This is a genomic window from Leucobacter sp. M11, assembly GCF_035726885.1.
In the GTDB taxonomy this organism is placed as follows: Bacteria; Actinomycetota; Actinomycetes; order Actinomycetales; family Microbacteriaceae; genus JAPFRB01.
Map to the genome: position 1 here is coordinate 660,715 of NZ_JAPFRB010000001.1, position 10,677 is coordinate 671,391.

The following is a 10,677-nucleotide window of genomic DNA, read 5'->3' on the forward strand; positions in this document are numbered from 1 at the left end:
ATCGATCCCCCGGCAACCGGGCCCGCCTGCCCGAGCGCCGCATAGACCGCCGTGAAGGGGCCAAGGATTGCGAGCGTCGCCAGGAGGAGCGGGGGGATTGCGCCGGATCCGAGCAGCCGGAGCAGCGTGCGCAGGGGTGACGCCGGGGCGGGCCCGAGCGGCCCGTCCGCGCGGAGCCGGGTGACCGCGACGACGAGGGCCGCCGCGAGGAGGATCGCGCTGCCCCCGAAGAACCAGCGCCAGGACAGCGCCTCGGCGACCGCCTGCGCCGCCACCTGCCCGAGGACGGCAGCGGCGAGGAAGGCGCTCGTGAAGACGGTGATGGCAGCGGCCCGGGCGGGCGGCGGCAGGTGCGCGCCGACGTGGGCAAAGGCCGCGGGGGCGAAGCTGGCTGCCGCAGCGCCCTGGGCAATCCGGGCCGCGATCAGCCACGGCAGCCCCGGCGCGAGCGCGACGAGGCCGGTGGTGACGGCGAGGACCGCGAGGCCGAGGAGCAGCATCCGCGTCGCCCCGAAGCGATCCACCAGCGGTCCCCAGACCAAAAACCCGGCGGCGTAGGAGATCCCGAAGACGGACTGGATCAGGCCGGCTGAGCCGGGTCCGCCGTCGAGCTCCGCCACCGCGGCCGGCCCGAGCACGAGCGCGCCGTAAAACTGCGAGAGCACCAGCAGGGCGAGCAGCGCCAGGAACCCGACGAGCGGGGCAGGCCGGGCGAACGCCGCGCGGGCGTCCCCCGGCGGCACGGACGGGGACGAGGATCGAGCTGGGGTCACGCGGCACACACTAGCAACCAACTGGATAGTTGGCAACCATCCAGTTGGTTGCCACTGCGGCGCTCGGCCCCTACGATGGGGGCATGGCCCAGTCTGCGCAGACCCAACGCGCCCTGCTCGACGCGGGGCGCAGCGAATTCGCCCGCTACGGCCTGGCGGGCGCCCGCACCGACCGGATCGCCGCGTCCGCTGGGGTGAACAAGCAGCGCATCTACGCCTATTTCGGGAACAAGGACGGCCTCTTTGAGGCGGTCCTGCTGGACACCCTCGACGCCCTGCTGGGCGTGGTGCCGCTGCCGGACCCCGCGCTCCCCCCGGGCGCGTTCCTCGCCCGCTACCTCGCCTCGGTGAGCGACTATCACCGCGAACACCCGGAACTCTTGCGGCTCCTGCAGTGGGAAGCCCTGGAGCTCGGCCCCGCCGGAGCGCCGAGCACCGAGCGAACTGCGTACTACCGCGACAAGGTCGCCGCTTTCGCCGCGGGCCTCGGCGTCTCCGAGGCGGCCGCGGGGCCGATGCTCTTTGGGGTGCTCGGCATGGCCGCTTGGCCGCACATGGTGCCCCAGCTGGGTGCCCTCATCCTGGGGCACGACCGCTCCGCGGGGTCAGGTGACTCCGAGGGGTCAGGTGGCTCCGACGACTCGAACACGGCAGAAGGCTCCGGCGCTGCAGAGGGCCCCGGCCCTTCAGAGGGCTCCGACACACGGAAGCTCGCGAGCGACTGGGCGATCAACGCCGCCAGCCTGCTTGCCCCGGCGAACCCGGACACCGCCGCGAACCCCGCCCCCGAGGAGCTGGGCGCACCCGCCTAATCGCCTCGGCGAACGGGCGAGCCCCGCTTGCCGCCTCACGCCCGCACCGGCATCGCGCTCAACGGCAACGCGCCCGAGCGCCCGGAGGAAACCGGGCGCTCGGGCGCATTCGCTCGAGCTTACTCCCCCGCCGCGATGCGCCGACGGCTGAGGACCAGCGCCGCGGTCCCGACCGCGAGCAGGATCCCGCCAAGCGAGAGCACCGGGAGCCAGGACTCGCCGCCGGTCTCGGGCAGCTGCCCGCCCGGGGTCGGCGTCACCGAGGGCTGCGGGGTCGGGGTGCCGCTGTCGGCATCCGTTCCGCCATCGACGTCGGTGGCGCCGTCCGCGTCGGTAGCACCGTCCGCGTCGGTGGCGCCGTCGGCATCCGCGTCGCCGTCGGCATCCGCGTCGGGGGGCACGACCCCGTCCCCGGTCACCGTGAGGTGGAACAGCTTCGCGTCGGTGCCGAACACGTCGGTCACCGTCACGGTGAACGAGTACTCCCCGGCGGCGCGGGTCGTGCCGGAGAGCGTCCCGGTGGCCGGGTCCAGCGTCAGGGCATCGGGCAGATCCGTGCTCGACCAGGTCATGCCCGGCTGTCCGGTCGCGTCAATGGTCTCGCTGGGATAGGCCGCTCCCTCGGTGCCCGCCGGCAGGTCATCGGCGCGGGTGATCTCCGGCCCCTGGCCCACCATCCGGGCAGGCTTGGAGCTCGGCTCCGGCCCCCAGAACGGGTCGAGGAAGTGCCGCCGGTACTGCAGCGGGTAGCTCTCCTCGGTGGCCTGCACGGACAGCTCGCTGCCGGTCTCGCCGACCAGGTCGGTCCAGGTGTCCCCGTCCGGGGAGGACTGCCAGATCGAACCGTACTGCTCGATCTCTTCGACCGCGCCCGCTTCGGTGTTGCTCAGCGCAAGCCCCTCGGACTCGGAGGTGAAGGTCACGGTTTCGCCGAGCGCGCTGATCGGGGCATCGACCGGGTCCGTGATGGCCGGAGCCGTCACGAAGTGCAGCTTTCGCATCTCCACATCGTGGGCGATCAGGTCGCCGTTGCCGGGCACGCGGGCCAGCCGGGTGGTGCAGCAGTCGAGCTGGCGACCGCCGATCTCAGCGCCCGGGGTCAGGCTTCCCCCGATCACTGGATAATTCGGCAGGACATACCAGCCCTGATCGACGTCGCCAAGGAACCCGTCGGTGTTGCCCCAGCCGACGGAAACCTCGGACTGGATCGCACCGGTCTCGAGATCAATGTTCACGGCGACCCCGTCGTTGTCCTCGAACGCGCCCCAGATCGATTTCCCGGAGACGTCGAAGGAGAACGGCGCAAAGGAGTTGCCGTCGTCGCTCTGGATGGTCCGAATGATGTCCCCGGTCCGCATGTCGACCACAATCGTGGGGTCGTTTTCGGGGTTGGTCTCGTCATAGTACGACTGATACGCGAGGGCACCGTCCCGGGAGGAACCGGCCCGCCAGGTCCAGGAGTCGGGGCCGTGCAGCCGCTTCGACTCGGTAATCGCGCCAGCGTCCAGCGCCAGGAACACCCCGGACTCCGTAATCGCGGTCACGTTGGCGTCCGCATCCGCAACCACCAGGCTCAGGTACGGCGACTGCGTCTCCCCCGGCAAGGGGGCAACGGGGAAGCGCTCCTGCTCACCCGTCGCGAGGTCCACGAGTGCGTAATCCTCGTAGCCCGTGAACGCAAACTTGGCTCCGGCGGCCTGCACGGGCAGTTCCCGCAGGTCGCGGATGTCCGACAGCTCAGGCAGCGTCTTCGTGATCGTGCGCGATGCCACGTCGACCTGGCTGTTGTCTCCCCACGCCGCCAGGACGTACAGAAAGCTGCCGTCCGCGGACATCACGAAGTCCGAGGTGCCATACAGATCCTCGATCGTCTCCGCGAGCGGCCTCGCGTCCGGCCCCGGGGCCGCAACCGCCCCGCTCGCGCCTGCCCCCGCCAGCAAAACCCCCGCTGCCAGCGTTATTCCCAAAAACCTTTTTACGCCAGTACGCAAAACTCATCCCCAATCAACACAATTCACTCAGATCCTAAGCACGATCTCGAGGAAGGTCAACCCGCAGCGTTTTTCCGGGCACGCGCCGGGTATCCGTCCGAGCAGGATCGCACCGGCCATGAACCGCACCCGGGCCGGGCGGCGAGGTGACGGCGAGCGCCTCGACGGCCGAGCGCCCGAACGGATCACGCGGGGGAACGCGGCGAGCACGGCAGAGCATCCACGTGTCTCCCCATGGGAAACGTCACCGCGGTGGGAGTCGTCAGCGTGTCGATCAGGCGGCGGCCTCTCGTGGCTGGGCGGGAAACAGCGACCCGACCCCTCCGCACGGAGACTGATCGCGGGGCCGCCTCGCCCCCGGACGGTGACGTTGCGATGACCAACCGCGCCCCGCGCCGTCGAGCACGATTCTCCCGTGGCGCGAAGTCTCCGCTCGGGCCTGTCCCACGCCTCCGGGGCGGCGGGTGGCCGGATGCCCCCGGCGTCGAGCGCGGCGGCACCGGCGGCCACCGGAGCTCACCGGACGCCTCCGTGGCGCAGACACGGAAAAAGCCCCGGAAACTCGTGAGTTTCCGGGACTTTTTGGTCGGGCTGACAGGATTTGAACCTGCGACCCCCTGACCCCCAGGTAGTCGGTTCAGCCTGATTCCTTAATTTTCCGCGCATCTATACCCCTCAAACGACCCCATTTCACGTCATGGATTGCATGGTTTGCATGCATCAGGTCCCGGCCAGGTCCCGGCTCTTGATAGCTTTCGGCAGATCCGTCAGGGGTTTACGTGGGGTTTATGGAAGTATCAGGCGAGCTACACTCCTTGTCAGGTACGGACCGCTGCCCCTACGCGCAGGTGAGCGACAGTGTCACAGCGTGCTCTCCCGACGGCAGCGTCCAAGCCTCTAGTCGCTCCCTCGGAGATACCGCTTCCCCGCAACGATGTACGCGTGTATTTGCTGCGGCGACGTAGTAATAGATCCCTCTCCGCGGCGACGGACAATACTGAAAAACGCACCCTCAATCTTGCCTTCGACTATCGCGCCGTGTACGAGGTAAGGTTGCATCTCTTTGGATTGCCTGGGGACAAATATTGCGAGCACGCTGTCGGTGTCGGTTACCGGGAACTTCTCGATTACCAAGCCGTCGACCGGTGGCACGATCCGTGCGTCCAACAGATCCTGAATCTGCTGAATGTTGAATACAGTATCGACGACGGGCGTGACGCTCCCGATCATATTTCCGCTGCCAGACGCTTCCCTGTAACCGATGATGAGGATCGCATCGACGTCTCCGTTAGCAAAGCGGGCAACGTCTTGTGCGAGCTCCACCTTTGCTCGTTTGCCAGTGTCGCCGGGTGCAGAGATCTGATGCATCTGGGTCTTTACTTCGAGATAGTTGGACTCTTCCTCCCCGATGAGTGCCTTGAAGTGCCCACCGCGCAGGAGGTTTAGCAAGTCGGTAGCGTCGAGCGGTCCGTCCTGTGTTGCCTTTACGAAGTCTGCGATCGCGGCGGCACCTTCCATAAGGACCGACATAGCGTTGGCAGAGTCGGTAGCTACATAGATAACTACGTCGTGCGCGGTCACGGCCAAGGTCTCGATGGTTTCCTGTCGGAAGCGCTCGTCCCATTCGCCATCTCCATCCCACTGAGCGAGCCTGTCTTCCGGCTTGTCACCGTCAGGCAGCAGAAACTCCACCTCCGTGATGTGGCACTCGTAGGCAGCGGCAATGCCCGCCAGCCCGGCCGCAATCTCCTGCGGACTCTTCTCCGGCTGGGTCGGGTAACGCTGCTTGATCACTGCAACGATCGATTCCTCTCTGATGTCGACGTCGTATCGCTTCTCGAGGTCCCAGATGTCTTCGTCGACGGGAGGGCTTGTCCGGTCCACGATAAGCAGCGTGCCGTGGTAGTTGTCGTTGATGGCTCTGCCAAGACTGCCGACATTGGCGAGCCGAAGCTGGGACTCGGCTGCGACCAGCGGTCCATGCTTAATGCGCTCGATAGTCCAAGTTCCTTTATCGATGCCGAAGCTTCGTGACCGGTCCATTATTTCGTCGGTGACCTCGGAGGGGAGCAATCGCATCTCGTTGCCTTCTTCGTCATAAGCTAGGACATACACATCGACGCCCGCAGATTGTGGTGCGGATTCTTCGGGGTTAACCATGAGCGTCAGTTAACTTGTGAATGTTGCCGCAGGCACGTACAGCGTGGTCGAGGTGTCGTACTCGTAAGTTGTGATGGGCGGTAACGTGGCGATGGCAGTTCCGAGCAAGAAGGCGAAGCCTGCTGGCCCTGCAGTGAAAATATGGATCGAATCGATGCCACTCACCTGGGAACGAACGTTGCGGATCGCATCAACGGTCAGATGAACGAGAGAAGCCACCTCGTCCGGGGCAAGTGGCATGGCGCGTGTGTTGCGCCCTGCGGGCGATCCAATTGTTAGAACCGCGCGCCACGCAGGTGAGACCGAGCGACTCCGAGCGAAGGCTTCAGATACGTCGTCGCTGATGTTGATACAGACAGCGAGAGCGTGAGCAGACGTATCCCTGTATACGGGTGGAGAGGCTTTCCAACCGCGTTGATCTGCGATCGAGGCATCGGTGGCGTCAGATATTCTCCACGGTGTCGTCGTGTGGCCCTCGGGCTGGCGTTGTACCCAGGCAGGGCTCCGACCGTCTCTGCCTGAGTAGGTAGAGCCAAGGAGCATGGCTGTCGGAACGGACGGGGTCCCAGTTAGCTGCAGATCAGTGACAGGCTGCGTAAGCTGCTTTAATGCCGCCGAGATATCGTGCGCTGATTCGGACATAGTTGTCCAGTCTTCGGTGCGCGGGGATGCGTCTTTGAAGTGTCTGGTCCAATCGACCGCCAGGTCCACACCTGATGGAGCGGCCATCGTACCCTTCGCATGGACCACCACCTGGGCAACCTGTGGCGACGGCGTTGCCTCCGAGATCTTCGTGATCCTTTGCTTCAAAGCGGTGTTAGCGATCTGGGAGATGTCACTCGTTGAAGCCCACGGCGCAGCCACCTTGGTGAGATTCCAGGTGCTAAGGTCTTCCACACCGAGAGCGTCGGCGAAGAGGTCCGAGACCTCGTCGTATTTGAGCCGATTGGCAAGAACGATGACGAGCCAGAAGTTTCTATCGCGTCGGTAACGACGGACAGCTTCTGGAACCTCAACGTCCCTAATGATTGGGCTGTCTTTCACGTCGGGAGTGAGCCAAAGGATCGCGCCGGAGGTTTTGTCGTCGTTGAGGACAGCGCGAATTGTTGCCTCGGTTGGCTCATTTTGCAGGTTGTCTACGTCTCGCCAAGTCGGCGCACCTCGGTCGCGGAGCGCCTGAACAAGTGCGGTTGTCTCTCGCAGTCGTTTTCTGCGGTAAGAAACGAATACGGGGCCGCGCGGATCAGCCATTGTTCGCTCCAAACGGGCGCGTGGGAACGAACGACAATGTAGCTTCGTTGAGAGCTTGCGCGGTGATAGGCATGTCATTCCCATACGCGTTGAGGACGAGGTCGGGCACAAACCGTTGTCTGAGGTCAGAGTATGTGGCACCCCATTCTCGTTCAGCGTTGGGGCCAAGCAGTCGTGCGGCTTCTTCGATTGCCATCGCGGCGATATCCGTCCCGGCGAGAGCTTGGGTGAGGACGTGCGCTCGCTGTTCCTCAGACGGGCGTTCGAAAGTAAATACATGAGCAGCACGTCGCGCTATTGCAGGATCGAGTGCATCGGATCGGTTCGTGCACATGATGGTGAGGACGGGGAGTTTGTCTCGGCGAAGACTGTCAATGGCACGGATGAGTGCGTTGACGCCCGCGCGATCCTCATGGTGCATCTGCGCAAGTTCACGGGACTGAGCGATGGCGTCGGCTTCGTCGATGAGGAGGATCGCTGCGCTGCGGATCTTTCCCATGCTATCGCGTGCTTGGCCAAGCGAGGACCTGACATGCTCGAAAGCTTGGGTGATGAGGGTACTCATCTCGCCGACAAGGCCTCGCCCACGCGCGTTCAGGCTGAGAGGGTACAAGGTAAGCATCGGGAGATTCAGGGAGCGGGCGATTGGATCCCCGACAGACTCGGCGAGTTCCGTCTTGCCCGTTCCTACGTCTCCGGCGAGGACGATGAGGGGCATGCGTTCTTCGACGGTGCGAACTGCGTTGAGGGCGGATCCGTGATGTTTCACGCTCCATTGTTCAAGCACGTCGGGGTTGATCAGGACACTCGCTTCGTTCACCAGTCGTTGTTTGATCTGGTCGATGCCGACGAGGGCGTCAAAACGCTGTAGGGCTGCTGAGTCTGGGTATTCGAGGACGTTCCCGAAGAGTTCACTGTTAGCGGTCATGATGGGCGGAAAGTCTTCCTTTCGATTGCAACGCCAGCGCTGCTATATGTTCGGTCGGTATGCCAGTATCCGCTGCCGTCGCTCGGGAGGTTGCCGGTGCTCCGATTGATCGGGTGCTTTGCTCTAACCGCGCTCTGTTCGGTGGAGGTGAGATCGAACCATGCTTGGGTGTATGACATGAAATTGAAATGCGTCGCCCCTGAAACGTCGGCTCGTGCGTAGATTCCACCACTGCGGTCGTCGGTGCCACCGACCAGATCTCCGCTTGCGTTGACTCGGTACTGCCAGGAAATGATGCGTTGGTCGTTCTTCTTGAATCCGAACTCGTATTCCTTCACGTACCCACCGGCGAGCATCACAATCAGCTCTTCCTGGTAGTTCACAATCTGTGCTTCGGAGGGCTCACCATAGAAGTTTCGACATTGGTACATGTCGCTGACAACCTTGGACGCAAGGTGCTTGGCATGGGTAAGAGTGAACGTTTGACTGATGGAGTAGGAACTGGTCATTGACGTCTATCCTTTGAAGGTGGGGCCGAGGAGTTCTTGCCAATCATCGACTGCGCGACCTTTGGTCGTTGCAAAACGAGCATCGGTAAGAGCGTCGTACGCGGACCCAGCCGCATCGAGAATCTTGTCTCGTCCGAAGCTGTCGTACCGGCTTGCAACGTTGTTCTCTGGGTTCACGGGATCGAGAATCTCAATGGGGTCAGATCCGCGCGTCGGGAACGTGGACGTATAGTCAGTGAATGTCACCCGCTCTTCAAGACCGGTTTTCACAACCCACTCAAAGAAGGTTTCCAGAGCTCTCGGGTAATCGGTAAGCTGCACGCCTTCATCTGCGAGATGAGCCCAGATCAGCTCAATCATGAAGGACTTGAATCTGAAGTCGGGATCGGTTCGCGTGACGATCTGACGCTTCCACCACTTGGTTATGCGGATGAGTTCCAGAAAATCCAGGCCATACGTCTTCCGCCGGTTTGCGATGAAGTCGAGGTGAAGTCGTGCACTCGTCTTCAGTCTGTCTCCAGTGTGCTTTTTGATGAGATAGCCCACATCATTGGCTTCGCCTTCGTATAGCACGGGAACAACATCGACATCGAGGCCAGATCCTCGATAGTGGACCGTGACGCAGTGGGGCTGCTCTTCGAATTGGTCACGATCCATGTTCGTGGTGGCCTCGTAGAGACGATCCGCCAGCCACGGGACGAGTTCTGAATCGTCTTCCGGGGCTTCTGCCGCTTTGACATACACTGCAAGATCAAGATCATTAATGCTCTTAAGTGCTGTGCTCTTTGCAACGCTCCCGGCATGGAGACTCTTGACAAGTCCATATGCAGGATCGGCGGCGATCTTTGCGGCAAGGCGATCTCGGAGTCCGTTCACCTGACCACGGTGCTTGACCGCATCAGCGTGGGGCAGATTGATCCGCTCAGCAGCGAACGCAGCAATCTGCGCGTGGGTTATTTCTGTCATTATTTCCTCTCGAGTCCTAGTGGTTTACGGCGGATTCGTATCGATACCGAGTCCGACGCGGTGGAAAAAGATACTCGCGCTGCGATGCCAGGGTATGTTGGCGCACCGATATAAATGGGCAGGGGCTCGTCGCCAGGCAAGCACCAAACTGTTCGCGTTGACTTCTGGCAGCACTTCTCTGTCGCGATCATCGGTTCAAGCCCCTTGCATAAGCTCTACGAGGATCGGCATCGCCGACGACGGGTTCGGCCCTTTGCGCCCTGGCCGCATCTCAGGATCAATTGCTCGTGCCGTAACACTTGCGCTGTGCACGTGATGGAACGGGAACGACTGCGAGAGGATCTTGCCTTTGACGAGACCCAGCTTGGCAACGAGGTCGTCAAGCTGCGTCGAGGTGAGCACCGAGCGCTTGTCCTAAGCGTGCCATCGCAGCCATGCCTCGAACTTGAGGTTCGAAATCAGAAGCCGTATCCCCTCTCGTTCAGCTAGTTGAACGGCCGCAGGCAACGTCTGGTGCTCATCGACGTCGACCAGGCACACGCTCTCGTCATAGCCCTTGTCGTTCTGTGCTGCTTCGTCCCTCTTCTCAACGCACTTCTGCACGACTTTCAGCGGGTCCTTGCCCACCGAAACGGGCTTGACGATAGCCGTCGCGCCCTTACTTCGCAGGTAGCGGTTCAATCCCTCAACATATTGGGGCTCCGTGCGGGTCCCTTCCGTGACGACAAGGATGCGCCGCGCAGGTTGCCGATGCGGCCTGGTGGGGCGTCGACGCTGTCCGCCCGCCACTATTGTTGCACCTCTCCGGTATCAACGAGAGCGGCGAACAGGCTCGGCGAGAGCCTCGGGGTTCCGCCGTATCGTCCCGTGAGGTAGCGCTTTGCAACGTTGGCGTCGGGGTGCTTGGGGAAGTCGGCTAGGGAGGCCAGCTCGGTCACTCCTTCGTTGGTTTTGTCGGTAAGCCAGATCTGTTCGGGTTCCAGGCGGACCTCGCTTAGTGGTGAGAGGACATATGACTCGTGGCTGGTGAAGATGAGTTGCGCGTGGTGTGCGTTGACGAGTGGGTCTGCGAACGCGCCGAGGAGCACCTCTAGCAGATGTGGGTGCAGGCTTGCGTCGATCTCATCTACCAAGAGCAGCCCACCTCCACGGAGCGCTTCTAGCGCAGGTACTGCGATGGCGAGCCAGGCGATGGTTCCGTCGCTCTCCTCTTCTACGGAGAATGGCGGGCAGTCGTCAGCGGTTCCCTGGTGAGTGAGGAGAAGACGCCGCACAACCTGTTCGAGT

The 10,677-nt window shown here is 62.9% G+C and carries 10 protein-coding genes; 1 reads left to right on the forward strand and 9 read right to left on the reverse strand.

Going from position 1 to position 10,677, the window contains the following annotated elements; translation table 11 throughout:
- Window positions 1–773 (reverse strand): MFS transporter (locus tag OOT08_RS03430; protein ID WP_325091139.1); only part of this gene is annotated, 773 nt, incomplete at its 3' end.
- A gap of 83 nt (window positions 774–856) precedes the next feature.
- Between OOT08_RS03430 and OOT08_RS03435 the strand changes: the two genes are divergently transcribed.
- A complete protein-coding gene (locus OOT08_RS03435) occupies window positions 857–1,585 on the forward strand; it encodes a TetR/AcrR family transcriptional regulator (protein WP_325091140.1) in 729 nt (242 codons plus the stop codon).
- 119 nt (window positions 1,586–1,704) lie between these two features.
- Here the strand turns inward: OOT08_RS03435 and OOT08_RS03440 are convergent, their stop codons facing one another.
- From OOT08_RS03440 to OOT08_RS03475, 8 genes are all read right to left on the reverse strand, one after another.
- Window positions 1,705–3,552, reverse strand: a complete 1,848-nt coding sequence (locus tag OOT08_RS03440) for a putative Ig domain-containing protein (protein WP_325091141.1) — start codon at window positions 3,550–3,552, stop codon at window positions 1,705–1,707.
- A 921-nt stretch (window positions 3,553–4,473) separates the two neighbouring features.
- Window positions 4,474–5,736, reverse strand: coding sequence for a hypothetical protein (locus OOT08_RS03445; protein ID WP_325091142.1), 1,263 nt, complete (start codon window positions 5,734–5,736; stop codon window positions 4,474–4,476).
- Window positions 5,737–5,745: 9 nt separating this feature from the next.
- Complete coding sequence (locus OOT08_RS03450; protein ID WP_325091143.1) at window positions 5,746–6,987, reverse strand: SAVED domain-containing protein; 1,242 nt, start codon at window positions 6,985–6,987, stop codon at window positions 5,746–5,748.
- Window positions 6,980–7,915 carry an ATP-binding protein gene (locus OOT08_RS03455; RefSeq protein ID WP_325091144.1) on the reverse strand — a complete coding sequence of 312 codons (936 nt, stop codon included), beginning with the start codon at window positions 7,913–7,915 and terminating at the stop codon, window positions 6,980–6,982. Before OOT08_RS03455 ends, OOT08_RS03450 begins: the two co-directional genes overlap by 8 nt.
- Complete coding sequence (locus OOT08_RS03460) at window positions 7,912–8,424, reverse strand: HORMA-1 domain-containing protein (RefSeq protein WP_325091145.1); 513 nt, start codon at window positions 8,422–8,424, stop codon at window positions 7,912–7,914. The genes OOT08_RS03455 and OOT08_RS03460 overlap by 4 nt, the downstream gene beginning before the upstream one ends.
- A 6-nt stretch (window positions 8,425–8,430) precedes the next feature.
- Entirely contained in the window at window positions 8,431–9,390 is a 960-nt protein-coding gene (locus OOT08_RS03465; RefSeq protein ID WP_325091146.1) for a CBASS oligonucleotide cyclase, read from the reverse strand.
- Between the two features lie 414 nt (window positions 9,391–9,804).
- Window positions 9,805–10,179, reverse strand: coding sequence for an RloB family protein (locus tag OOT08_RS03470; RefSeq protein WP_325091147.1), 375 nt, complete (start codon window positions 10,177–10,179; stop codon window positions 9,805–9,807).
- A partial coding sequence (locus OOT08_RS03475) for an AAA family ATPase (protein ID WP_325091148.1) occupies window positions 10,179–10,677 on the reverse strand: 499 nt, incomplete at its 5' end. The genes OOT08_RS03470 and OOT08_RS03475, both read right to left, overlap by 1 nt.